This window comes from Verrucomicrobiia bacterium, assembly GCA_036405135.1.
GTDB lineage: Bacteria > Verrucomicrobiota > Verrucomicrobiia > Limisphaerales > JAEYXS01 > JAEYXS01.
Genome location: DASWYF010000002.1, coordinates 271,646 through 295,902, shown reverse-complemented (window position 1 = coordinate 295,902; position 24,257 = coordinate 271,646). Strand labels below are relative to the sequence as shown.

General features: G+C 56.3%; 15 protein-coding genes. 13 read left to right on the top strand and 2 right to left on the bottom strand.

The window, feature by feature from the left end:
* The first annotated feature begins 29 nt into the window (after positions 1 to 29).
* Genes pta through hisC form a run of 3 tightly spaced genes read left to right on the top strand, consistent with a single transcriptional unit; the run spans position 30 to position 3,302 of the window.
* A complete protein-coding gene (gene pta / locus VGH19_01335) occupies positions 30 to 1,082 on the top strand; it encodes a phosphate acetyltransferase (protein HEY1169986.1) in 1,053 nt (350 codons plus the stop codon).
* An 11-nt stretch (positions 1,083 to 1,093) separates the two neighbouring features.
* Complete coding sequence (locus tag VGH19_01330; GenBank protein ID HEY1169985.1) at positions 1,094 to 2,194, top strand: AAA family ATPase; 1,101 nt, start codon at positions 1,094 to 1,096, stop codon at positions 2,192 to 2,194.
* Positions 2,195 to 2,201: 7 nt separating this feature from the next.
* Positions 2,202 to 3,302: a histidinol-phosphate transaminase gene (gene hisC, locus VGH19_01325; GenBank protein HEY1169984.1), complete on the top strand. Its 1,101-nt coding sequence runs from the start codon at positions 2,202 to 2,204 to the stop codon at positions 3,300 to 3,302.
* A gap of 4 nt (positions 3,303 to 3,306) precedes the next feature.
* Here the strand turns inward: hisC and VGH19_01320 are convergent, their stop codons facing one another.
* The gene (locus tag VGH19_01320; protein HEY1169983.1) at positions 3,307 to 4,044 is read right to left on the bottom strand and encodes an ATP-grasp domain-containing protein; all 738 of its coding nucleotides are present in this window, start codon (positions 4,042 to 4,044) and stop codon (positions 3,307 to 3,309) included.
* A 66-nt stretch (positions 4,045 to 4,110) separates the two neighbouring features.
* On the opposite strand from VGH19_01320, the gene VGH19_01315 reads away from it, so the two are divergent.
* The 7 genes from VGH19_01315 to VGH19_01285 all read left to right on the top strand — a co-directional run bounded on the left by VGH19_01315 (position 4,111) and on the right by VGH19_01285 (position 15,848).
* Entirely contained in the window at positions 4,111 to 4,614 is a 504-nt protein-coding gene (locus VGH19_01315; GenBank protein HEY1169982.1) for a hypothetical protein, read from the top strand.
* Between the two features lie 127 nt (positions 4,615 to 4,741).
* Positions 4,742 to 6,010: an MFS transporter gene (locus VGH19_01310; GenBank protein ID HEY1169981.1), complete on the top strand. Its 1,269-nt coding sequence runs from the start codon at positions 4,742 to 4,744 to the stop codon at positions 6,008 to 6,010.
* A 154-nt stretch (positions 6,011 to 6,164) separates the two neighbouring features.
* On the top strand, positions 6,165 to 6,653 hold the full coding sequence (locus VGH19_01305) for a VOC family protein (protein ID HEY1169980.1): 489 nt from the start codon (positions 6,165 to 6,167) through the stop codon (positions 6,651 to 6,653).
* 277 nt (positions 6,654 to 6,930) lie between these two features.
* Complete coding sequence (locus VGH19_01300) at positions 6,931 to 8,727, top strand: glycine--tRNA ligase (GenBank protein ID HEY1169979.1); 1,797 nt, start codon at positions 6,931 to 6,933, stop codon at positions 8,725 to 8,727.
* 955 nt (positions 8,728 to 9,682) lie between these two features.
* Positions 9,683 to 10,960, top strand: coding sequence for a hypothetical protein (locus VGH19_01295; protein HEY1169978.1), 1,278 nt, complete (start codon positions 9,683 to 9,685; stop codon positions 10,958 to 10,960).
* An 820-nt stretch (positions 10,961 to 11,780) separates the two neighbouring features.
* Positions 11,781 to 15,164, top strand: a complete 3,384-nt coding sequence (locus tag VGH19_01290) for a PSD1 and planctomycete cytochrome C domain-containing protein (protein ID HEY1169977.1) — start codon at positions 11,781 to 11,783, stop codon at positions 15,162 to 15,164.
* Between the two features lie 51 nt (positions 15,165 to 15,215).
* A complete protein-coding gene (locus VGH19_01285; GenBank protein HEY1169976.1) occupies positions 15,216 to 15,848 on the top strand; it encodes a redox-sensing transcriptional repressor Rex in 633 nt (210 codons plus the stop codon).
* A 21-nt stretch (positions 15,849 to 15,869) separates the two neighbouring features.
* On the opposite strand, the gene VGH19_01280 is transcribed toward VGH19_01285, so the two are convergent.
* Positions 15,870 to 16,748 (bottom strand): transglutaminase-like domain-containing protein, encoded by an 879-nt coding sequence (locus tag VGH19_01280; GenBank protein HEY1169975.1) that lies wholly within the window; start codon positions 16,746 to 16,748, stop codon positions 15,870 to 15,872.
* A gap of 314 nt (positions 16,749 to 17,062) precedes the next feature.
* On the opposite strand from VGH19_01280, the gene gltB reads away from it, so the two are divergent.
* The 3 genes from gltB to VGH19_01265 all read left to right on the top strand — a co-directional run bounded on the left by gltB (position 17,063) and on the right by VGH19_01265 (position 24,227).
* Complete coding sequence (gene gltB, locus VGH19_01275) at positions 17,063 to 21,628, top strand: glutamate synthase large subunit (protein HEY1169974.1); 4,566 nt, start codon at positions 17,063 to 17,065, stop codon at positions 21,626 to 21,628.
* Between the two features lie 543 nt (positions 21,629 to 22,171).
* Entirely contained in the window at positions 22,172 to 22,564 is a 393-nt protein-coding gene (locus VGH19_01270; protein HEY1169973.1) for an ACT domain-containing protein, read from the top strand.
* Between the two features lie 187 nt (positions 22,565 to 22,751).
* Positions 22,752 to 24,227 carry an alpha-amylase family glycosyl hydrolase gene (locus tag VGH19_01265; protein ID HEY1169972.1) on the top strand — a complete coding sequence of 492 codons (1,476 nt, stop codon included), beginning with the start codon at positions 22,752 to 22,754 and terminating at the stop codon, positions 24,225 to 24,227.
* The last annotated feature ends 30 nt before the right edge of the window (positions 24,228 to 24,257 follow it).

Sequence of the window (24,257 nt, the reverse complement as noted above, 5' to 3'; positions counted from 1 at the left end):
TTTGGGGCGGTGTCCGTTACTAACAGCCCATGCGATTTATCGGGAGTGTCATCGAAAAGCTCCAGCGTCATCCCAAACGGGTGGTGTTTCCGGAAGGTACCGAGCCGCGCATCTTGCAAGCGGCCCGGCAGTTTTATTCTTTGCGTCTGGGTGTTCCCATCCTATTGGGTGATCGTACCAAGGTGAAGGAGGCAGCAGCGCGCCTGAATGTTTCCCTTGAAGGCGTCCGCGTCATCAACCCCGTTGAAAGCGAAGATCTCGAAAGCTTTGCCAAGCGCTATGCCGCCCTCCGCCGCTCCAAAGGCGTGGGCGAAGAGGAAGCGCGCGAGGCCATGATGAAGCCGAATTATTACGGCGCCATGATGGTCGCGATGCATCAGGCGGATGGGCTCATCTCCGGTACGAATGAGATCTCCGGCAGTGTGCTGCGTCCCCTTTTCCAAGTGATCAAAGTCGCACCGCAAGCTACCACCGCTTCAAGCTGCATGGTGATGGAAGTGGAAGACACGCGTTTTGGTGAGAATGGTGTGCTGTTCATGGGGGATTGCGGTGTGATCCCTGAACCTACGGTGGAACAGCTTGCGGACATCGCTGTTTCAACAGCGCGACTGGCGCGGCAGATCATCGGCGTTAAACCCCGCGTCGCCCTGCTCTCTTACTCGACCAAAGGCAGCGCCACGCATAACAGCATCGGTCGCGTACAAGCAGCGACCGCCTTGGCCAGACAGAAGGCGCATCAGCAAAATCTCGAAGCGGATTTCGACGGTGAACTGCAAGTGGATGCCGCGCTCATCCCGGACATCGCCTCGCGCAAGCTGCCGGACAGCCAGGTGGCTGGTCGCGCGAATGTGCTCATTTTCCCCGACCTGAACTCAGGAAATATCGCAAGCAAGCTCGTGCAGCATGTGGCTCGCGCGAATGCTTACGGCCAGATTCTCCTCGGCCTTGATCGTCCAGCCGCTGATCTTTCCCGCGGTTGCAATGCCCATGACATCCTGGGCGTCGCCGCCATCGTCGGCCTTCAATCCATCGAATACGAAACCTTGTATCCCGGTGCTGGCTCTCGCTTGCCTGGCGAATAGTTGTCAAACAAATGAATCAGACCACTCCCCGCGTGTTCATCGCCGCAACGCGGCAGAACGACGGCAAGACCACGACTTCTCTTGGCCTCATGGCGGCCTTGCAGCAGCAGCACCCGCGCATCGGCTACATCAAGCCAGTGGGCCAGCGCTTCGTAGAGATCGAAGAGCAGAAGATCGATGAAGACACGGTGCTGATGGACAAGGTGTATCAGCTCGATTGCCCGCTGGTGGACATGAGCCCGATCGCCATCGAACCAGACTTCACCCGCAAGTATCTCGAATCGGCTAACTACGATGTGCTGGTGAAACGCATCCAGAAGGCGTTCGATCGCGTGGCGTGGGAAAAGAATTTCGTTCTGTGCGAAGGTTCTGGCCATGCGGGTGTAGGTTCTGTGTTCGACCTTTCGAATGCGCGTGTGGCGAAAGTCCTCGGAGCGAAGGCGATTATCGTTTCTCAAGGCGGCATCGGGAAACCGATCGATGAAGTGGCTATCAACCAAGCGCTTTTTGAAAAAGAAGGCGTCGAGGTCATCGGCGTGATTCTGAACAAGGTGCTGCCGAACAAGGTGGATTTCATCAAGGACTTCGCGAGTCGTGGTCTCAAGCGCAAAGGGCTAGAACTGCTTGGCGTGGTGCCGCATCAACCGATTCTCTCGCGTCCGACACTGGAACTGATCCACGAGGAGTTGCAGTCCGAGGCGTTGAATAAATCCAAGCAGTTCAACAATCTAGTCGACACCGTGGTCGTCGGTGCCATGGGCGTGCAGAACGCGGTGAAGCATTTCAAATGCGGTGCGTTGCTCATCGTGCCGGGTGACCGCGAAGATATCTTGCTCGCCGCAGCAACAGCACTCACGGATGAGAAAACGGGTGTGCCTTGCCTCGCTGGCATCGTGCTGACGGATGATATTCGTCCGAGTGGTGCGGTGGAAAAGATTCTTAAGGCCGCCCCCTTCCCTGTGCTGCTCGCCAAGAAGGACAGCTACACAGTGGCGTCCACAGTGCATGATCTCACGGTGAAGACACGCGCGACGGATACTGCGAAGATCAATGTCATCCGTGACATGATCGCCAAACATGTGGATGTGAAACGCATCCTTTCCCGCCTCTAATATTTTTATGGCCCTGCCCTTTGAACTGAACCCGGTCTTGAAAGATCTGCCCGTTTATGTGCCGGGCCGTCCGATCGAAGAAGTCGCGCGTGAAGTGGGTTTGCCCGCGGATGAGATCATCAAGATCGCCTCGAATGAGAATCCGTTGGGGCCATCTCCGAAAGCGATTGCCGCGTTGCAAGAGTTGTTGCCGAAGCTGCATCTGTATCCTGATGGCAATGCGTTCTATCTGCGGAACAAGCTGGCGGGCATTCATGGAATGACGCCGGGTAACATCATCTTCGGCAATGGGTCGAACGAAATCATCGAGTTCGTCGGCCATGCGTTCATGCGGCCGGGCGTGGATGTGATTGTGTCGCAGTATTCCTTCGCTATCTATCCGATCATGGCGAAGCTCTTCGGCGCGAATGTCATCACCGTTCCCGCGAAAGATTTCGGTCACGATCTGAAGGCGATGGTGAAAGCCATCACGCCGAACACGCGTGTGATGTTCGTGGCTACGCCGAATAATCCGACGGGCACGCTCTCCTCCAAGGGCGATCTCGCGGAGTTGGTAAACCAAGTGCCACCCCATGTGATGCTGGTGATCGATGAGGCGTATATCGAATTCCTCAAAGATCCGGTGGATTTCCTGCCGCTCATCCGTCGCGGTGATTTCCCGAACATCATCCTGATGCGCACGTTCTCAAAGATTTTTGGGCTGGCCGGTTTGCGTGTGGGCTATGGCATCGGACATCCGGAAGTGATCGCAGCGCTGGAGAAGATCCGGCAGCCATTCAACCTGAATCTTCCGGCGCAAGTCGGTGCCATGGCGGCGTTGGATGACATCGATCACGTCATGAAGACGCGGGCGGTGAATCAGGCGGGGTTGGAATTTTACGAACTGGCGTTCCGCAAGCTGAGCCTCGATTACATCCCGAGCGCGGCGAACTTCATTCTCGTGAAGGTGGGCGATGGGCAGAAGGTTTTCCTCGGCTTGCAGAAGCTCGGCGTCATCACGCGTCCGATGGGCGGGTATGGTTTGCCGGAGTGGTTGCGCATCTCCGTGGGCACGGGCGAGGAGAATCAGCGGTGCTTGGAGGGGTTGAAGAAGGTGTTGGCGAAATGATGCGTCAATCGTGGACGCATCCCAGCAAGACCTTCAACACCTGAGCCGGATCGCAACCGTAAAGACCGGAAGCCCACGCGGCGTTCGCTTCGACGACTGCCCAGCCCTGATCAGCTATGTAACCGACATCGATGACGATGGCGTAGGGAATCTCCACGGTGGAATCTCGCAGAACAGATTCACAGAACTGAACTGCAGCGGCGTGTTCCTCCGCGGGTGAGTCCCAATAGCCTTCGGCATCTTTCGCAAGGGCATCGTGACGCCAGTAAGCTGAGGCGGTTAAAATCCGACGGTTGAGGACGAAGCAACGATATTCAACTGTCCATTGCACAACTCCCTGTACGAGCACCGGCAATTCTTCCGGCAATAATCCCTCAGCAGGCAATTGACCACCGTGTTCATAGACACGAGGGCTGAAACATTTTTCATCAGCGGGCTTAAAGAAATTTCGCTCTCTGACCGAGCGAGCTTCGGCCAAGGTCATCAAGCGCACGTCACGGCCACGATACTGTGCAGGAAGCTTGGGCAGCCAATCGATGGACGGCTCCAGCAAGGTGAACCCAAGGGTTTTCGCCACATGTTTACCAAAGAGGGATTCGCCATAGACGGCAACATGCTTATTGGAAATCTCCGGCACCTTCCAGCCGTGAACACGCTCGATTTTCCATTCCTCAGAGATACAGGCACGCCAGAGCTTCTGTGTATCATCAGTCTGGCGGGAAGATAACAGCAATGTCGGCACAGGAGGACGATGCAAAGAAATTAAAACGGTTTCAATGTCTGAGCATTAAATATTTGCATATTAACTTTGTTTGCGCGTCAGGGGCGGATGGTGGATGGTAAATGGGTAATGAGCCAGCAAGGCGCTGGCGGGAAAGAGAGCATTGTCATGCCGAGCTTTGATTTATCAGCAGAAGAAGCCAAGTATCGCAAGGATCTCGGGGCGTTGCGGCTGGGCCTCATGGCGCTGCACAAAACATTGATCGATTCCGAGAAAGCGGCTTACGAAGAGACTTTCGGCGAGGTGACATCGCCCAATCAATTTCTGCAATTACTGATCGCCGACCCGTGGTTTGCGTGGCTGCATCCGATCTCGGAGCTGGTAGTGGCGATCGATGAATTGCTGGAAGGCAAGGAACGCATCACGGGTATCAATTCGGGTATCATCGTAAAGCAGACGAAGGGGCTGCTGGTGGCGTCTGAGGAAGGGCAAGGGTTTGCGCGGAGTTACTACGAGGCGCTACAGAGAGAACCGGATGTGGTGATGGCGCATGCGGAAGTGGGGAAAGTGTTGAAGGAATTCAGGGCGTAATTTCCCGGAAACATCGAACATCCAACACTGAACTCTGAACATCGAAAGGTAAGTTAGCGCGGACTAATGTCCGCGGCTACGGGATGAGAGGTTGCAGTTTGGGTGGTTTGGCGGATATTGAGTCTTTATGCGGTGGAAGCGTTTGACGGGGCCTTTTTCTTCACGGAATTACCGCCTTTATTTTGCCGGACAGATCGTGTCGCTGATGGGCACGTGGATGAGCCAGACGGCGTCCATGTGGCTGGTGTATCACATCAGCGCGTCCCCTTTCCTCTTGGGTGTCGTGGGCTTTGCGAGTCTCGCGCCGACATTCTTCCTCGGGCCGTTAGCGGGTGTTTGGGTGGATCGGGTGAACCGACATAAGCTGCTAGTGGCGACACAAGTGGGATCGATGATCCAATCGTTCTTGCTCGCGGGATTTACCCTGGCGGATGCGATTGATGTGTCACACATCATCGCGCTGAGTTTGTTGCAAGGGGTGATCAATGCCATCGACATGCCAGTGCGACAGGCGATGGTGGTGGAGTTTGTAGAGAATCGTGAGCAGCTCGGGAATGCCATCGCGCTCAATTCATCTCTGTTCAATCTGGCGCGGTTGGTGGGACCGGCGATCGGTGGATTTATCATCGCGGCATTTGGCGCGGGCATTTGCTTCCTCATCGATGGGTTTAGTTATCTGGCGGTGATATTTGCGCTATTGGCGATGCAGTTGAAGCCGCAGAAGCCGAAGGAGGTGAAGAAACATCCGTGGGTGGAATTGCGTGAAGGGTTTCGCTATGCGTTTGGGTTTCCGCCGATCAAAGCGCTCATCCTGTTAGTGGCAGCTTTCAGTGCCACGGGGTTCTCTTACTCGGTGTTGATGCCGGTGTTTGCGAAAGAAGTGTTCCATGGGGATGCGAAGATTCTGGGATTGCTGATGTCGTCATCGGGTATCGGGGCTTTGGCGGGAGCGCTTTATCTGGGAACGAGGAGCACGGTGCGAGGGTTGGGAAATGTAATCACATTTGGCGGCGTACTGATGGCGCTGGGGGTGAGCGGGTTTGCGATGTCACATTGGCTGGCGCTTTCGATGGTGTTTCTGGCGTGTGCGGGCACAGGTGGTGTGCTGCTGATGGCGTCGAGTAATACGCTGGTGCAGACGTTTGTGGACGATGACAAGCGCGGGCGTGTGATGAGCTTGTTCACGATGGCGTTCACAGGCACGGTGCCGGTGGGGAATCTGATCGCGGGTTCGGTGGCGAATACATTGGGATCGGCGACGACGTTGTTGATCAGCGGGACGATCTGCCTGATCGTGGTGATGGTGTTTTATCGGAAGTTGCCACGATTGAGAGAGGCGGCAGCGCCGATCTTGGCAAGGCTGGATGTGTCGGAGGTTTCGCCGCCGGCGAAATAGAAGAGTTACAAGTTTTCAGTGTTCAGTTTTCAGTTGGGACAAAGGAAAACCACGGAGCCATGGAGGGCATGAATTGATAGGAGTTTTCCTACTACCAAAGTTCAGGAGCGGGGTTAGGCTGATGAGATAATTTCAACCGAAACAACTTACGACTATGAATAAGAATACACTTTGCCTGTGGTATGACCGTGATGCGGAGGAGGCGGCTAATTTTTATGCGCGGACTTTTCCGGATAGCAAGGTCGGTGCGGTGCATAAGGCACCGGCGGATTTTCCGGGCGGTAAGAAGGGGCAAGTGCTGACGGTAGAGTTCACGGTTTGCGGTATACCGTGCATCGGGCTCAACGGCGGAGATATTTTCAAGCATAGTGAGGCGTTCTCGTTTCAGATCGCCACGGAGGATCAGGCGGAAACGGATCGTCTTTGGAATGCGATCGTGGGGAATGGCGGTCAAGAGAGTGCGTGCGGGTGGTGCAAGGATAAGTGGGGTTTGTCCTGGCAGATCACGCCGCGGGTGCTGACGGAGGCGATGGCCAAGGGTGGTGACGTGGCGCAGCGGGCGTTTGTGGCGATGATGGAGATGGGGAAGATCGATGTGGCGAAGATTGAGGCGGCGGTGAGAGGGAAGCAGATGTCTGAGTAGTTGGGTTACCTCATTGTAAATGGCACTTCAGACAAATCCCGGCACCCCTCACCCCGGCCCTCTCCCCTCCGAGGGGCGAGGGTGTTGTAGCATTACTTTGCTTTCGTAAGTCTTTTGTAACGGTGATGGCTCTCTCCGCCTTGCGGTTAGCGGCTGTCGTAGGGATATTTTACGTCAGCGTAACTTCGTACGTTGCTGCGGGTCGAAGACCCGCGCTCCTAGCTCCAACGGCAACACCTTGACTTCTCGGCGGCATTTTCAAACACTGGCCGTTCCTATGGCAGAGCCAAAAGAGAATGTTTTCATGGAAAAGATCGTGTCGCTGTGCAAGCGGCGCGGGTTTGTATTTCAATCGTCGGAGATCTACGGAGGTATCCAGGGCTTTTGGGATTACGGTCCGCTGGGCGCGGAGCTGAAGCGCAACGTGAAAGACCTGTGGTGGCGCAGCATGGTGCACCAGCGCGATGACGTCGCGGGTCTGGAAGCGACCATCATCATGGCCCCGCAGATCTGGCGCGCGTCCGGTCATGTGGACACGTTCAGCGATCCGATGTGCGATTGCTTGCTCACCAAGAAGCGTTTCCGCGCGGATCAAGTGGATGAGCTGAGCGGCACCGCCTATCATTACACGGGCGCGAAGGACACGGTTTCCGGCAAGGAAAGCAACGAGCCATACTCCGTTCTGCTCGCTCCCGGCAAGCCGCCGGAAAGTGCGCGCAAGACAGCCACTCTATTTTATCAGCAACGCGGTCTGCAAAACATCGAACTGCTCGGTGAGAACACCGAGAAGGTCGAGAAGACGACGCGTTACAATCCCGAGAACGGCGGTCTGCTCACTCCCCCAGTGCCGTTCAACTTGATGTTCAAGACGTACGTCGGTCCGACGGCGACGGAGGCGGACGTGGCTTATCTGCGGCCGGAGACGGCGCAGGCGATCTTTGCGCAGTTCAAGAACGTACTGGAAACATCGCGTCAGCAGGTCCCGTTCGGTATCGCGCAGGTCGGCAAGGCGTTCCGTAATGAGGTGACGCCGCGTAACTTCACCTTCCGCTCACGTGAGTTCGAGCAGATGGAGTTGGAATTTTTCATCAAACCTGATGAGGCCATCGAAGCTATTCACGGCAGTGTCGCCACGCCGACGGGTCCGGGGCATCCGGGTGAGCCGCAGCCGAATTGGGGCTGGCAGATCTGGCATCAGTATTGGGTGGAGGAACGCGTGCGCTTTTACGAGGGCATCGGCATCTCGCGCGATACGCTGGGCTTCCATATCCAGACGCCAGAAGAACTGGCGCATTATGCGCGGGCGACGACGGACATCCTGTTCAAGTTCCCCTTCAGCAAGGTGGATGAAAAGGGTGAGATGAAGGGTGAAGAACTCGAAGGTATTGCTGCTCGTAGCGACTTCGATCTCTCGCAGCATCAACGTTTCTCCGGCAAGAGCATGGGCGTGTTCGACGAAGAGTTGCGCACGGCCTGGGGCAAGCTGGATGACGCGAAGAAAGCGGACATCTCCAAACGTTATTACGAAGCGCGCCTGAAATACATGGTGAAGACGGGTGTGCCGCAGGAGAAGGCGGAGAAGGAAGCGAAGGAAAACGCCGAAGGCCTGGCCAAGGGCCAATACATCCCGCACGTCATCGAGCCGTCTGCCGGTGTGGACCGCCTTATCCTCGGTCTCATCACGAACGCTTACAGCGAAGTGACCTCGACCGACGACAAGGGCAAGAGCGAGACGCGCGTGATCATGAAGTTCCATCCGCGCGTGGCGCCTTACAAGGTGGGCGTGTTCCCGTTGCTGAAGAACAAGCCGGAACTCGTCGCCAAGGCGAAAGAAGTGTTCAACCTGCTGCGCCCGCATGCACTGGCCTTCTACGACGAAGCGGGTGCCATCGGACGCCGTTATGCACGTCAGGACGAGGCGGGTACGCCCTTCTGCGTGACGATCGACTTCGATACACTCGGCGAGAAGCCGGAGCTGCTGAACACGGTCACGGTGCGTCATCGCGATGACGGTAAGCAGGAGCGCATGCCGATCAGTGAGTTGCTCGGGTGGTTGTTGCCGAAGGTAAGGTAAGCGTTTGAATAGTTTTTCAAGCCGGTGGTCGCGTGCGCGATCACCGGTTTTTTGTTTTCAAGCGAATGGGAATTGGAGAAATCGAGGACGAGAACGCCGACGAGGACGATTACGAGTTTTAGGCCTCCTCTCCCCCCCTGCCCACGCCGGAGGAGAGGGAGAGGGGGGGGCGTTGGGCGTTATTAGGCACTGTTAAAATTTGGATGGGTACCGGCTTTGGCGACGGCCCGCTGCTCCGACCTATCAGCATGGGGTCCAGGAGCCCGACACGGAATCGGGGCAAGACGATGGGCTCCACCACGTCATATCGATTTTGATGTGCTGTTTCTTGTAACCTCTTTGCTACGGCGAATTGTCGGGATGTCTCCCCTCTCCTCAAGTCTGGCGGCCTTTCAGGCCGCATTGATACTCGTTCGTTAACCCAAGGCAGCAGAGCTGCCTTGGGCTAGAATCTATTGGCCCTTTGGGCCAATGAGGGGTTTGGAAATTGTGAAATCATACTAAGCTATTTGATGCATTTCAGGGTTCTGCCGACTGCCAGTCGGCGACATCACCGCAGTCGCGGGACAGGCAGCATGCTGTCAACCTGTGGAACGAAGAGGGAGCAGCCGGGACGGACTGCTTGGACGGCAAGCGGGACGCTTGCGCTACAAGGGAACTGTGCGCGCGACAAAGCATCTGATTACGGTTGTGCTATTGAATATTGCTGCGAGTTGGAACAACCCGCGCTCCTCCGAAAGACAGTGTATTGAATTGGAGCAAAGAGGTTTTAGATTTGATTTAGCAGGGGTAAGAATAGTTCTCAGGTTTGTAGAAAAGGAGTGGTTCATCACGAGGCGTTAGGGCCGAGAGGGCTTAGGGGCTCGGGCCATTGTGGAGGGCGTTTGGTACAAAAAGCGGTTGCTGCAGTGTCTACTCTAATGGCTGGCAAGGGGCGTGCTAAGGGTGTCTGTGTATGAGGATTTCACTGCGTCGCAATCATGGTTCCGTCTTGGTGGGCGTGTTGTTGTTGTGTTTCACGCTCGGGTTCGTGCTGGCTGCGTATCTCAGCATGATCAGCGCACAGCATCAGTCGGTGATGCGGTCGCGCGTGTGGAACAGTTGCATCCCCGCGATGGAAGGCGGCGTGGAGGAAGCGTTGGCACATCTCTATCAGACCAAGGGCACCAACCTCGTTTCCAACGGCTGGACGGCGACGAACATCGGTTGCTTCAAGGTGCGCACGGTGGATGATGGTTCGACGCTGATCGTAATCTCGAACGGCACCTATCCAGTGATCTTTGCGACAGCGAATCTGCGAGCTCCTTTAAAAGATGAGGCGACCATCAAGCGCACATTAATAGTGGAGACGCGGAAAGACGGGCTTTTCACGAAAGGTATGGTGGCGAAAGGTCAGATAACGCTGAATGGAAACAACATCTTGGTGGATAGCTTTGATTCGGCGGATCCGAGCTACAGTTCCAACGGTGTGTATGTGGTGAGCAAGCGGAAGGATAACGGTGATGTAGCGACGAACTCGGGGCTGGTGAACTCGCTCGCATCGGGCAATGCGGATATCTTCGGGCATGTCTCTACCGGTCCGGGCGGCACAGTGGGTATCGGTAACAATGGTGCGATCGGTGATCTGGCGTGGCACAGCGGTGGTAATAACGGCATCAAGCCGGGGTATTTCACGGATGATATGAATGTTTCCTTTCCGGAAGTCACCCTGCCCTTCAATGGCGGGTTCACGCCGGGCAGTGCGACGGGGTATCAATATGTCATCGACTTCAGTGGAGATTTTCGTGTGCCGAATCTTTCTGGCAGCCTCCTGATCAAGAGCAATGTGCAGGCGCGGTTGATCGTAGATTCCGATATCAACCTCACCGGACAGGACAAGATCATCATCCAAAAAGGTGCGTCGCTGAATTTGTATATGGCGGGTGCAGTCGCAAAGATCGGCGGGAATGGCGTGATCAATCAGGCGGGCAATGCGACAAACTTCTTTTATTGGGGCACGACGGCGAACACGAGTCTGGCAGTGAATGGCAATGGTGCATTCACGGGTGTGATCTATGCGCCGAATGCGTCATTCACGATGAATGGCGGCGGCAGCAGCATCGAGGATGTGACGGGATCAAGCGTGTCCAAGACGGTGCAGATGAACGGTAGCTTCAATTTTCATTACGATGAGAACTTGGGACGGCTGGATCTGAATCGGGGCTTTGTGGTGACGTCGTGGAAAGAATTATAAGTTTCAAGTTTTCAGAGGGAATTTAGTTTACCATGGAGAAAGCGGAGATGTTTAGCCACAGATTGAACACAGATCACACGGATTGCGGGAGCGGCGAAAGGGCATAGCCAATAGTTGATTGCCGATAGCTGAGGATTTCAAATTCAAAGGAGGAAAACCCGCTAGGTCCAAAGATGTTCAGAAGAATGTTTACTTGATCCTACGTGTCAGCAATAAACCGATAAAATGGTGCATCAAAATGTGACTTACACATTTTGGCTGCTTTGTAATTTGGTTCATTGCAAGGGGTTGAAGGAAATCGTTCTTGCGGAGAGAAAATTCTTTGACGGATTGCATCTGAAGGAGGATTCTATTTACGTCTGGTCAAGGAGCAGATGGAGCGAGTGTCGGTGACGCGAGCGATGAATCCCCTGCCCCTCAGATGAATAGAAATGCTTTTTGCAGAGGAGGAGTTATGGGAAATGGAGTAGTGACGGTTGGGGAAGTGAGGAAGCAGCATGTTTCGTCGGACGCGTCTGAACTGCCAGCTGGAATCCGGCAGCACGGGGTATTGGCTTCGTCGGGAACTTTTACATTCAGCAAGGGACGGAGTGGAACTCCGACAGGCGTCGCGAGTGCAGGCGAGGGAGAGGGAGCGTTGGATTGTTTTTCGAGTCCCCGGCTTTTAGTAAGTTCGGTGGTGAAGGCCCTAGTTTGGGCAAAGCCGCAGCTTTGCCCCACCATGGGAGGGAGAAGAACTTTGTGCATCCCTTTAAAAACTCTTTTCCACAGCGCAGTTTAGGTCAATATTCTGGGCATAGTTTCCGTCTAAATGATTTGTATGTGGCGTAAGAGCAGCATTCTGGGATTTTTGAAGCGTGGCGCGGCCTTGTCTGGGGCTGTGCTGGTGGGCGTTTCGTCGATGCAGGCGGCGGATGATGCCAAGGGGATCGAGTTTTTCGAGAACAAGGTGCGGCCTTTGCTGGTGGACCGCTGTTTTGAGTGCCATTCGGCGACGAAGAAGATCAAGGGCGGGCTTTCATTGGATTCCAAGGAAGCGATCCTTAAGGGTGGCGATACCGGGGCGAGCATTGTGCCGGGCAATCCCGATAAGAGTCTGCTGATCAAGGCGGTGCGGTATCACGATGAGAACATGCAAATGCCGCCGAAGAAGAAGCTGGAGGATCAGCAGATCAAGGACCTCGAAGCGTGGGTGAAGATGGGCGCGCCGGATCCTCGTACGGCTTCCGCAGGACCGTTGAATCCTTTCGATAGCATCATGGCGGAGGGACGGAAGCATTGGGCCTTTCAGCCGGTGATGAAACCGGCGCAGCCAGCGGTGAAGAATGAGAAGTGGGTGAAATCGCCGATCGATGCCTTCGTGCTGGCGAAGCTGGAGTCCAAGAACATGCAACCCTCCGGCCCGGCGGATAAGCGTACGCTCATCCGTCGCGCCTACTTTGATCTGACGGGTTTGCCGCCGACGCCGGAGGAAGTTTCAGCATTTCTCGCGGACCGTTCACCGGATGCGTATGAGAAGGTGATCGATAAGTTGCTGGCCTCGCCGCGTTACGGTGAGCGTTGGGGCCGTCATTGGCTGGATGTGGCGCGCTATGCAGATACGAAGGGTTATCTCGCGGGCGGTGTGGAGCGGCGTTTTGGTTATTCCTACACGTATCGGGATTATGTGGTGCAGGCGTTCAATGAGGATCTGCCTTATGACCAGTTCGTGAAGCAACAGATTGCGGCGGACATGATGCCGCTGGGCGAGGATAAGCGTCCGCTGGCCGCACTTGGGTTCATCACTCTTGGTCGTCAGTTTTTGGGCAATCAGAATGACATCATCGATGACCGCATCGATGTGGTGACGCGCGGGCTCATGGGAGTGACGGTGGCGTGTGCGCGTTGCCATGATCATAAGTATGACCCGATCCCGACGAAGGATTATTACTCGCTCTACGGCGTTTTCGGCAGCAGCACGGAGCCGGCCGAAAAGCCCCTGCTCGGAACCAAGCCTGATCCGAAAGAAAACGAACTCTATCTGGTCGAGCATAAGAAGCTGGAGCAGAAGCTGGAAGATTTCCGTGCCGAAGAAGTGCGCAAGCAGATGGCGGATATCCGCAAACGCACTGGCGATTATCTAAAAACGGCGATTGATACGAAGTCGATGGCGGATCGTGGCGCAGCGAACAAGCTGATCCAAGAACGCAAGCTGGAGCGGGATGTGGTGGAAGCGTGGGTGAAGCAGCTCGATGCGATCAAGACCAAGCATGACGAGGTATTCACGCCATTCGTCCAATTAGCCGCCCTGCCCGCTGATGGTTTCGCGGACAAGGCGAAGGCGATCACGGAAGCGCTAGGCAATGATGCAGCGAAGCCGATCCATCCGCTGATCCGCAATGCGTTCAAGGGACGTAGTGTGGGTTCGCTCAAGGATGCGGCGGATCGTTACAATGAAGTGTTCGCAGGTATCGAGAACAAGTTCCAAGAGGCTTACGCGGCGGCGAAGAAAAAGAATGAGACGTTGCCGACGGGAGTGCGTGATTCGCAGGAGAACACGTTGCGCCTCGTGTTGTTGGATGAGAAATCGCCATCGTTTGTCGCTGAGGCAAAGCATGACATCCTGCTGGATGGTGCGCGGCCGAAGCTGCGCGAGCTAAAGGCGGATATTGATCGTCTCGATGCGGTGCATCCGGGTGCCCCTGCCCGTGCGATGTCACTCGTGGACAAAGATAAACCGATGAACCCGGTGGTGTTCATCCGTGGCAGCCCAGGTAATCGAGGCGCGCAGGTGCCGCGCCAGTTCCTCGAAGTGCTTTCGAAGCCGGATCGCAAGCCATTCCAAAAAGGCAGCGGGCGTCTCGAACTCGCGGAAGCCATCGCGAGCAAGGACAACCCGCTCACGGCGCGTGTGCTGGCGAATCGTTTCTGGATGCTGCACTTCGGGAATCCCTTGGTGCGCACGACAGCGGACTTCGGTGTGCGTTCCGAACCGCCGACGCATCCGGAACTGCTCGACTTCCTCGCCTCCTATTTCATGGAGAACGGATGGTCGATGAAGAAGCTTCACAAGGTGATGATGCTGTCCTCGACTTATATGCAGAGCGCCGATGCCGATCCGGCACTCGCCACGAAGTATGCGCAGGTGGATGCAACGAATCTTCTGCTGTGGAAGATGAACCGGCAGCGGTTGGATTTCGAATCGATGCGCGACACGATCCTCTCCATCAGCGGCAAGCTGGACTTGAAACAAGGTGGATTGCCGGTGGAGCTCACGAGCGCGCCCTTCACAGGACGCCGCACGGTGTATGGGTTCATCGATCGCCAGAACTTGCCGGGCATGTTCCGCGCGTTCGATTTCGCAAATCCGGATGTGTCCACGCCGCAGCGTTTTACCACAACGGTGCCGCAGCAGGCGTTGTTCTTCCTGAACAGCCCGTTCATCGCGGAACAGGCGAAAAGCTTGATGGATCGCAAGGAAATGACGGCAGCGAAAACGGATGACGAGAAGGTGAAGGCGTTGTATGCGCTCGCCTTCCAACGCTTGCCGAGCCGTGAAGAAGCGGACATGGCTAAGCGCTATGTGGCGGAACAGGCTTCGCCGAAGGATGTCTCGAACGAGCCGGTGTGGCAGTATGGTTATGGCGAGATCGATGAGGCAGCGAAGAAGGTGAAGACCTTCAACAAGATGCCGCACTTCAGCGGTGATTCCTGGCAAGGGAGCACGAAGTTCCCGGACGACAAATTCGCGTATCTACGACTGACGGCGGATGGCGGTCATGCGGGTAACGCGCCGTTGCACACGGCGATCCGGCGGTGGGTCGCGCCGCAGTCAGGCACGATCGAAATCCAAGGCGCGCTGGAGCATAAGAACAAGCAAGGTAATGGACTCCAAGGCTGGATCATCTCAAGCAGCAAAGGCCTCCTCAAAGAAGGCGTGGCGCAGAATGCGAAGGCGGACATGCGCGTAGCGAAGGTTGAGGTGAAGGCGGGTGAGATCATCGATTTCATCGCGGACAGCCGCAAGGATACGAACTCGGATTCGTTCAACTGGACGCCGAAGGTGATTTACACAGCAGGCGTGGATGGCATGCCGGTTTACGGCAAGAAGGAATGGAGCGCGAAAGCGGATTTCGGCAAGGAAGTGGAACCGCAACGGCTGGATGCGTGGGAGAAATACGCGCAGATCGTGCTGCTCTCGAACGAAGTGGTGTTCGTGGATTGAGGAATATGCTGCGCTTGTATTGGGCGGGCGAACGAGTAGCTTGAGGCAGCATTGAAAAAGAACGGTCGCACAGAGATCCCTCGCAAGGCGGTTTACCGCCTGTCGCTCTACATGCGTTGCTTGCAACGGCTTAAGAGTAATGGCATCCACACGGTATCGAGTGAGGCGCTGGCTTCCGCGGCGGGCGTGAAGTCCACCCAGCTTCGCAAGGATCTCACCTACTTCGGTCAATTCGGCACGCGTGGGTTGGGATATGATGTAGAGCAGTTGGGGAAGATGATCTCGGATTTGCTAGGCACAAACAGCCTGCAACCGGTGGTTCTCGTAGGCGTGGGAAACCTCGGTCTCGCCCTGCTCTCTTATCGTGGGTTCGAGCAGGAAGGCTTTGAGATTGTGGCGGCATTCGATGTGGATGCAGACCGCAAACGGAACAAGAAGATCGAGCAGCCGATATTGCCGATGGATAAGCTGGCGGAATTTGTAGCCGGTAACGCAGTGAAGATGGCCATTCTCACAGTACCTACGATTGTCGCCCAGGAAGTCACCAACGAACTCGTCCGCACGGGCATCACGGGTATCTTGAATTTCGCGCCCATCGTCCTGCAAGTGCCTGAGGATGTGATGGTGAACAATGTGAATCTGGCGATCGAATTGGAGAACCTCAGTTACTTCATCCAGAACTGACGAAGCGTCTCCCTGCTCTGCTCACAACGTCCGTGTCAGCGCTACGATATACCGCTGGAACCGCGCACTATCCTCAGGCTTCTCCAAGTTCACATAGATCTGATGCAAGTTCGAGCAGATGCGAATGAGTATCCGCCGTGCGCTCACTGGGTCTAGCAACCGTTCCTGATAGCTGTGCCCGCTCATCACCAGATGCTTCACACACTCGGCCTTCGTCCAAAAGCGACCGCCGTTAAAGGCATCGATGAATATCTCCTCGGTCGATGATTGGAACCGGCACACGAAATGCCCCGGCATCCCGATACCCGCCACTGGCAGCCTTAGCCGCCGCGCAATGAACAGGTAGATCAGGCAGAGGCTGATAGGATTGCCCAGCTTCCGGTCCACCACTTGGTTCAAGTAACTGTTCTTGGCGTCGTAATAGTCCTTATCGTTCCCCTTGAACCCCATGTCCTTGAAGAGGAATTTGTTGATCTCGCCCAAGATGGCTGACGGTTCCGCTCCGAAATCGATCCGCAACATCAGTTCCCCTGCAAAATCATCTAAGACCGCCTGATAACCTGTGACATTGATATCCGGATACTCGGTCTGTGCCAGTAACCAGCACGCCTGCTCCACGCTGAAATGCTCCCCGTGACTCAGGCAGAACGCCAAAAAGCGGTTATCTGCCGCCTGTTTGTCGAAATGTTGGATGATTTCCTTGGTCCGACGCCGTATCACCGGGTCGTTATGCAGCGAATACCCCTTCAGCCATTCCTTGCTTTGGACTCCTTCCGCCATGATTTTCTGGCGAATGGTGTGGTAAACACTGGCATCATCGTCCGCCAATAGCGTCACTAAGGCCTCACGCTGGCTGGCTGTCAGCGGCTGGGAGCTTTGGCTTGGCAACGGAAAACTCATTGCTGCTACCTTTGACGTCCTAATGATTCCACCTATTCAACTGCCGTTCAACGCCCTAAAATGGCGGGTTTGCCCGGCCCGGCTTATGCTTACATCCCCTCCGGGACTGCTGTCTGAGGAGACGCACCGGCCCGGCATTAGGTTTCGACCTTTTGCCTGTCGGAATTCGGCCAGCGTGCCCATACGAAAACACTAACACCGCCAGGCAGGAACAGTTACGCTCAGAAAGTGGTGCCGGGACGTAAAAATCTTTTGCACAGAAAAACGGTTTTGCTACGTTCCCTGCGCTTGGCGACAAGCTGATACCGAAAGAAATGTATCCGAATATACCGAACTCACTGTACGACGCGAAGAACGAGCACGATGCCTGCGGCGTTGGTTTCATCGCTAACATCAATGGCAAGCAGGAACATCGCATCCTCGAATACGCCATTCAGGCACTCTGCAACCTGGCCCATCGTGGTGCCTTGGATGCCGATGCCAAAACCGGCGACGGCGCTGGCGTATTGACCCAACTTCCTCGCGCGCTCTTCCGCCGTGAAGTCGAGAAGCTCGGCGGCAAGTTGATGAACGACAGCGACTTGGCCGTCGGCTTCATCTTCCTGCCCCGCGGTAATAAATACCAGATCAGCAACTGCCACCGCATCGTCGAAGAGGCTTGCGCCCAGTTCGGCATCCATATCTTCGGCTGGCGCTCCGTGCCTACGAACACCCGCAGCTTGGGCGACAAGGCCCGCGAGACCTTGCCCGAGATGCAACAGATTCTCCTCGGCCGCACCGGCGGCTGGAGCGATGACGAATTCGAACGCCGCCTCTACTTGGCCCGTAAGGTCGCCGAGCGCCGCGCTCTCGAAGAGAAGATCGACAGCTTCTACATCCCGTCCTTCTCCTCACGCACCATCGTTTACAAGGGCTTGTTCAACGCCCCGCAGTTGCCGAAGTTCTTCACCGACCTGAAGGACCCGCTGTACGTGACCTCGCTGGCGATCTATCACCAGCGCTATTCCACGAACACGTTCCCGAACTGGCAGCTTGCGCATCCGTTCCGCACCTTGGCGCACAACGGCGAGATCAACACGCTCTTGGGCAACAAGAACTGGACCCGTGCCCGCGAACGCGAACTCATCTCCGAAGTCTGGGGTGAAAACACCGAACATTTGAAGCCGATCATCCAGCCCGGCGGTTCAGACTCCGCCGCTTTGGATAACGCTCTCGAATTGCTTGAGCTGAGCGGTCGCAGCATCCTCCACTCTGTGATGATGCTCGCTCCGGAAGCTTGGGAGAAGTCGAAGGACGTCGCCTGCAACGTGAAGGGTTTCTACCGCTATCACGCCAGCTTGAACGAACCTTGGGACGGTCCTGCTGCCGTGGTGTTCAGCGATGGCAAAGTCATTGGTGCCACGCTTGACCGTAACGGTCTGCGTCCGGCCCGCTACAAGATTTACGATGACGGCTTGATCGTCATGGGCTCGGAAGCGGGCGTCGTGGTGTTAGATGAGAAGAAGGTCGTGCGCAAGGGCCGCCTCGGACCAGGCCGCATCATCGCCATCGATCTCGAAGCCGGCAAGTTCATGGAGAACGATGAGGTGAAGAACCACGTCGCCGGCAAGCAGCCGTACGGCGAATGGTGCGATCAGCAGTTGTTCTCGCTGGCCAAACACGCCAAGCCGTTCAGCGAAAATCATAATCCGGTCAACTTGCTTGACCTGACCCTGCAGGAGATCACCTTCGGCTGGGACAGCGAAGAATTGCAGACGATCATGAAGCCCATGGCCATGGAAGGCCAGGAGGCGATCGGCTCCATGGGTGATGACACCCCGTTGGCCGTGCTCTCACGCAAACCCAAGCTCCTTTACTCTTACTTCCGCCAGTTGTTCGCGCAGGTCACGAACCCTCCGATCGATTCCATTCGCGAGAAGATCGTGATGTCGCTCTCGACCACCATCGGTCAGAAGCGTTCTTGGTTGCAGGAAACCCCTGAACACGCGAAGCAAATCGAACTTGATAGCCCTTTCCTGCTCGAATACGAGTTGGAAGCGCTCAAGAACATCGCCGATCCCGCTTTCAACTGCGAGACGCTCTACTGCCATTTTAGCGCGCAAAAAGGTGCGGCAGATCTGGACTCCGCATTGAACGCCATCTGTGCCCGCGCTTCGCAAGCCGTGGATGAAGGCAAGTGCGTCCTCATCCTGAGCGACCGAGGCACGAACGCCGAGCGCGTTCCAGTTCCGATGCTCCTCGCCGTCGGTGCCGTGCATCACCACCTCATCCGCGAAGGCAAACGCATGCGCGTTTCCATCGTTTGCGAAACGGGTGAAGCACGTGATGTGCATCACTTCGCCACACTCATCGGTTACGGCGCTTCCGCCATCAATCCGTATGTGGCCATCGACATCATCCGACAGTTCATCCAGAGCGGTGAATGGGCTGGCATTACGGTTGAGAAAGCCGTGGCAAACTACCGCAAATCCATTGAGAGCGGCATCCTCAAAATCATGTCCAAGATGGGCATCTCGACCATCGCGAGCTATCGCGGCGGCCAGATCTTCGAGGCCATCGGCGTGTCGGAAGAAGTCATCGATCGTTGCTTCTTCGGTACCACCTCGCTCATCAGCGGCATCTCGCTGAAGCAGATCGCGGAAGATTCCCTGCGCCGCCACCAGAGCGCGTATGCGAATCCCGAGACGGCTGTGCTCGACGAGGGCGGCAATTACAAGGTGCTCAGTGGTGGCCGTGGCGAATACCACGCCTACAACAAGCAAGTTGTCCAGACGCTGCACCGCTTCCTCAAGGAAGGCAAACGCGAGGAATACCTCAAGTTCGTGGATACCGTCCAGGGCCGCGATCCGATTTCTCCCCGTGACTTGTTGAAGTTCAAGCCCGGCACCCCTATCTCCATCGAGGAAGTCGAACCGATCGAGAACATCCGCGTGCGGTTCACCACCGCCGGCATGAGCTTGGGCGCTCTCTCCACGGAAGCGCACGAGTGCTTGGCTATCGCGATGAACAGCATCGGCGGCAAATCGAACTCCGGCGAAGGTGGCGAGGACAGCGCCCGCTACACCGTCCGTGAGAACGGCGACAACGCGAACTCCGCGATCAAGCAGGTGGCCTCCGGCCGCTTCGGTGTGACGCCGGAATATCTGGCGAGCGCACAAGAGATCGAGATCAAGATGGCGCAGGGCGCGAAGCCCGGCGAAGGCGGCCAATTGCCCGGACACAAAGTGTCCCCGCTCATTGCTAAGCTGCGTCACAGCACGCCCGGCGTGCCGCTCATCTCGCCGCCGCCGCACCATGACATTTACTCCATCGAAGACCTGTCGCAGCTGATCTACGACCTCAAGCAGGTCAATCCGCGCGCGAAGGTCTGCGTGAAGCTGGTGGCTGAAGCCGGTGTCGGCACTGTCGCCGCCGGTGTGGCCAAGGCCTATGCGGACGTCGTCCTCATCAGCGGTCACGACGGCGGCACGGGCGCCTCCCCGCTCAGCTCCATCAAGTACGCTGGCAGCCCGTTCGAGCTCGGTCTGGCAGAAGCGCATCAGACGCTCATGCTGAATGACCTGCGCTCCCGCGTGGTTCTGCGCACGGACGGCGGTCTGAAGACCGGTCATGACATCGTCATGGCGGCCATCCTCGGTGGTGAAGAGTATAACTTCGGCACCGGCGCCCTCGTGGCGGCTGGTTGCGCGATGTTCCGCGTCTGCCATCTGAACACCTGCCCTGTCGGTGTCGCCACGCAGGAAGACAAGTTGCGCCTCAAGTTCCGCGGCAAGCCCGAGAACGTGGTGGCTTACTTCAACGGTGTGGCCCAGGAAGTTCGCGAAATCCTCGCGCAACTCGGCTTCAAGACATTGAACGACATCATCGGCCGCACGGACCTCATCGAGCGCAAGCCCGTGGAGAGCTTCCCGGCGGAAGTGCAAGGCAAGGTCGCGAGCCTGAACCTCGACCGCTTGCTCTATCAAGTGGACCCGACTGGTTCCGCCACGCGCATCCACACCCGCGAGCGCAACGAACGCTTCGGTGACAGCCCGCTCGACGCCAAGATCATGCACGACGCCAAGCGCGCGCTGAACGGCAAGGGCGCGGTGAAGCTCAATTACAAGATCAACAACGTCTATCGTAACGTCGGCACGATGGTGTCCGGTGAGATCGGTTATACGTATGGCGACAAGGGACTGCCTCCGGCTTCCATCGACATCACGTTGACCGGCAGCGCGGGCCAGAGCTTCGGCACATTCCTCGCGAACGGCATCAAGATGAAGCTCATCGGCGAAGCGAACGACTACGTCGGCAAGGGCATGAACGGTGGCGAGATCATCATCCGCCCGCCGGATGGTTGCCAGTTCACCTGGGCGGACAACCAGATCATCGGTAACACGGTGATGTATGGTTCCACGGGTGGTATCCTCTTCGCCGCGGGTCGCGCTGGTGAACGCTTCTGCGTCCGTAACTCCGGCGGCACCGCCGTAGTGGAAGGCGTGGGCGATCACGGTTGCGAATACATGACGGGCGGCACGGTGGTCATCCTCGGTCGCACGGGCCGTAACTTCGGCGCGGGCATGAGCGGTGGTATCGCTTACGTTTACGACGTCGATGGCCGGTTCGCTGACCAATACAACGACCAGATGGTGGGCATCGAACGCCTCGACAACGAGGAAGAGATCAAGGCCCTGCAAGCCCTCATCTACCAGCACCTTGAGAAGACCGAATCGCCGCGTGCGAACGAGATCTTGAAGAACTGGAAGGACGCTCTCAGCAAGATGTGGCGCATCGTCCCACATCCGGCCAAGGCCCCTCCGGGCGCTGCTCCGGTCCACGAACCGGAGACCAAACCCGCTGCGGCCACCGCAACGGTGCCACCTAAGGGCGGCTACTAATTCAACAACCGGCAGAGGAAACTCTGCCGGTTTTTTAATGCCCGTGCTGCCGGATTCCAGCCGGCAGTAAGCTGCCTCACAAAGCCAGCCGGTGATAATTGATGAAACGGAAAAATCGCATATTGCGAATTCACATTGATGTCACCCTTGAAACAAGCGGCGTGAAATGTTCTCCCTCTCCTCTCAATGAGGCTGAGCATTACCCACAAGTCTATAAAGTGTGAATGAACAAGACTGAGGACAGGGAGAGCTGCGTTTTTCGGGGGCCGGTTTCATTTGAGAGGCGGCGGTGAAGGCCAAAGTCAGGGCAAAGCGGCAGCTTTGCCCCACCTTGATAAGGGGCTTCAGGCTGTTTTGGATGCTGTCTTCCTTGTATAACCACTTGTGGGTAATGCTCAGCTCAATGAGGAGAGGGCCGGGGTGAGGAGTGAGCGAGCCAATCAACTCTCGTTTTTTACGACACAAAAGCGGCATCCATTTTACATCCTCGACTAACCTCCGATTCAGTGCTAAGTATAACCAACCTCAGGTGATTCAGATTTTATGGAAATCACACGACAACTCGCCCTCTTCCTCGACAACCGACCGGGCATGCTTGCCAAAGTTTGCGACGTTCTGGCCGCCGAGAAGATCAACATCTACGCCATCAGCACCAGCGATACCGTGGATCACTCGGTCATCCGCATGGTCGTGAGCAATCCCGACCGCGCCCTGCGCGTGTTCGAAGAGCACGGCACCTTGGTGGTGGATAATGAAGTCCTGATGATCGAAGGCGGCAACAAACCTGGCTCCTTGGCCGACATCTCGCGCAAGCTGGCCGCAGCCAAGATCAACATCGAATACTGCTACTGCGCCACCAGCCCGGCAGCGAAGAGCGGCCTGCTCATCGCCCGCGTCTCAAACGCGAAGAAGGCCCTAAAAATCCTGAATAGCTAAGATTGTCCCGGATCTTGTTAAGCGAACGGACCGCGCAATGTTTTTGGACCGCGGCTGTGTTCCGCTTCGCGGAATCAGCCGCAGCGTGTGAAACTATCATCAACGGCTACAAACCATTTCAAAACCGTTTTTAGCCAAAGTTCCCACTGCGACTGGTGCTTTAGGCACACAGTCGCGGTCCCAAAAAGTGACCGCACCCAATCCCTTGCTCTACGAGATCAACACGCGTTGCCTGCTCACCGGCTTATCGCGCCAACTTGGCCGCTCTGCCACATTGCGTGACATTCCAGACGCCGAGCTGAAACGCTGGCAATCGCTCGGCTTCACGCACATCTGGCTCATGGGCGTCTGGCCGAATGGCCCGCTCGTCCGCCAGCACGGTTTGCAGCAGCCCTCGTTGCTCAAGCGCTATCGCGAGCTGTTACCCGATTGGCAGGAATCTGATGTGGGCGGCTCTCCCTACGGCATCAGCGCCTACACACCTGACCCGCTGATCGGTGGAACAGCAGCACTCACAGAATTCCGCACACGATTACACACCCACGGCCTCCGCCTCATCCTCGATTTCATTCCGAATCACATCGGCCTGGATCACCCGTGGATTCAGCAACGCCCTGACTTGCTCATTCACAGTCCCAAAAAGCAAAACGGCTTTTTCCCCATCACACACAACGGCAAGAAACACTGGATCGCCCACGGCAAAGACCCCTACTTCGATCCATGGACGGACACCGCGCAACTGAACCATAGCAACCCCACCACGCGTCATGAAATGATTAAAAAACTGTTCCGCGTCGCCCAGCTATGCGACGGCGTACGTTGTGACATGGCCATGCTCGTGCTCAACGATATTTTCGCAGACACATGGAAGCATTTCTCCAACGGCCAGCTAACTTTGCCGATCGAATTCTGGACTGATGCCATCACGCAAGTTCGCCAGCAGCATCCCGATTTCCTCTTCCTAGCCGAAGCCTATTGGGGCCGTGAAACCCAACTGCAACAGCTCGGTTTCAATTTCACTTACGACAAGAATTTTCTCGATCACGTAGCTCATCGTGAGACGAACAAGCTACAAGCGCATCTCCATCGCGAAAATGCTGTTCAAACCCGCAGCACACACTTTCTGGAAAACCACGACGAACCGCGCATCGCCGCTCAACTTGAAGAACCCGCCCAAAAAGCCGCCGCCCTGCTCTGGCTCGCTTTGCCGGGTATGAAACTCCTCTACGAAGGCCAGATGGAAGGCCAACGCGCCCACCTGCCCGTCCAACTCTGGCGACGCCCCGAAGAACCAACGAACACCTCACTGCGCGCATTCTACGAAAAACTTTTCTCCCTACGCCAAACCACCGCCCTAAAAGATGGCACCCATCGCATCCCCGAATCTTTACCTGCATGGGAAGGCAATCCCTCACACCAAAACCTCTTCGTGATCATCTGGCAGAAAAATGCCGATGAATTCGAACTCATCGCAGTAAACTACGCCGCCCACCGCAGCCAATGCCGCGTACGCCTAGAAATCTCCACCGCAGCTCAGTGGACGCTCCAAGACCGCCTAGGAACCGAACTCCACCACCGCACCCGCGAAGAAATCCAAAAAGAAGGCCTCTATCTTGACCTAGACGCCTGGAACACCCAATGGTTCGAAGTCCGCAAGAGGTAGGGGCCGCGCCGAAGCATCTGCTCATACAAT

What these genes read in the sequence shown, in the direction of transcription:
- pta (HEY1169986.1), top strand. Translation starts at nt 30, where the DNA reads ATGCGATTTATCGGGAGTGTCATCGAAAAGCTCCAGCGTCATCCCAAA.
- VGH19_01330 (HEY1169985.1), top strand. Translation starts at nt 1,094, where the DNA reads ATGAATCAGACCACTCCCCGCGTGTTCATCGCCGCAACGCGGCAGAAC.
- hisC (HEY1169984.1), top strand. Translation starts at nt 2,202, where the DNA reads ATGGCCCTGCCCTTTGAACTGAACCCGGTCTTGAAAGATCTGCCCGTT.
- VGH19_01310 (HEY1169981.1), top strand. Translation starts at nt 4,742, where the DNA reads ATGCGGTGGAAGCGTTTGACGGGGCCTTTTTCTTCACGGAATTACCGC.
- VGH19_01305 (HEY1169980.1), top strand. Translation starts at nt 6,165, where the DNA reads ATGAATAAGAATACACTTTGCCTGTGGTATGACCGTGATGCGGAGGAG.
- VGH19_01300 (HEY1169979.1), top strand. Translation starts at nt 6,931, where the DNA reads ATGGCAGAGCCAAAAGAGAATGTTTTCATGGAAAAGATCGTGTCGCTG.
- VGH19_01295 (HEY1169978.1), top strand. Translation starts at nt 9,683, where the DNA reads ATGAGGATTTCACTGCGTCGCAATCATGGTTCCGTCTTGGTGGGCGTG.
- VGH19_01290 (HEY1169977.1), top strand. Translation starts at nt 11,781, where the DNA reads ATGTGGCGTAAGAGCAGCATTCTGGGATTTTTGAAGCGTGGCGCGGCC.
- VGH19_01280 (HEY1169975.1), bottom strand. Translation starts at nt 16,748, where the DNA reads ATGAGTTTTCCGTTGCCAAGCCAAAGCTCCCAGCCGCTGACAGCCAGC.
- gltB (HEY1169974.1), top strand. Translation starts at nt 17,063, where the DNA reads ATGTATCCGAATATACCGAACTCACTGTACGACGCGAAGAACGAGCAC.
- VGH19_01270 (HEY1169973.1), top strand. Translation starts at nt 22,172, where the DNA reads ATGGAAATCACACGACAACTCGCCCTCTTCCTCGACAACCGACCGGGC.